This is a genomic window from Streptomyces rubellomurinus, assembly GCF_000961885.1.
Lineage (GTDB): Bacteria > Actinomycetota > Actinomycetes > Streptomycetales > Streptomycetaceae > Kitasatospora > Kitasatospora rubellomurina.
Window position 1 is genome coordinate 1 of the sequence record NZ_JZKH01000277.1, and the last position, 769, is coordinate 769.

The 769-nt window shown below is 70.4% G+C and carries 1 protein-coding gene; it reads right to left on the minus strand.

Going from position 1 to position 769, the window contains the following annotated elements; all coding sequences use genetic code 11:
* Window positions 1-7: 7 nt before the first annotated feature.
* A partial coding sequence (locus tag VM95_RS37800; RefSeq protein ID WP_244179153.1) for an electron transfer flavoprotein subunit beta/FixA family protein occupies window positions 8-769 on the minus strand: 762 nt, incomplete at its 5' end.

Sequence of the window (769 nt, forward strand, 5' to 3'; positions counted from 1 at the left end):
GGTGGGACTAGATGAACTTCTGGTCGGCGAGGAAGGCGGCGAGCTGCTTGCCGCCCTCGCCCTCGTCCTTGACGACCGTGCCCGCGGTACGCGCCGGGCGCGCCGCCACCGACTCGACCGCCGTCCACGAACCCGCCAGGCCGACCTCGTCCGCCTCGATGCCCAGGTCGTCCAGGTCCAGCGACTGCACCGGCTTCTTCTTCGCCGCCATGATCCCCTTGAAGGACGGGTAGCGGGCCTCGCCCGACTGGTCCGTCACCGAGACCACGGCCGGCAGCGCCGCCTCGACCAGCTCGGTCGCCGCGTCACCGTCACGACGGCCCTTGACCACGCCGCCCTCGACCGACACCTCGGACAGCAGCGTCACCTGCGGCACACCCAGCCGCTCCGCCAGCAGCGCCGGCAGCACGCCCATCGAACCGTCGGTCGACGCCATGCCACCGATCACCAGGTCGAAACCGGTCTTCTCCAGCGCCTTCGCCAGGATCGCCGACGTCCCGATCACGTCCGTGCCGTGGATGTCGTCGTCGTTCACGTGCACGGCCTTGTCCGCACCCATCGACAGCGCCTTGCGCAGCGCGTCCTTCGCATCGTCCGGACCGACCGTCAGCACCGTCACCTCGGCGCCCTCGTTCGCCTCCGCGATCCGCAGCGCCTGCTCCACGCCGTACTCGTCCAGCTCCGACAGGAGGCCGTCCACACCCTCCCGGTCCGTGGTGTGGTCGTCCGAGAAACGACGGTCACCCGTCGCGTCCGGCACGTACTTCAC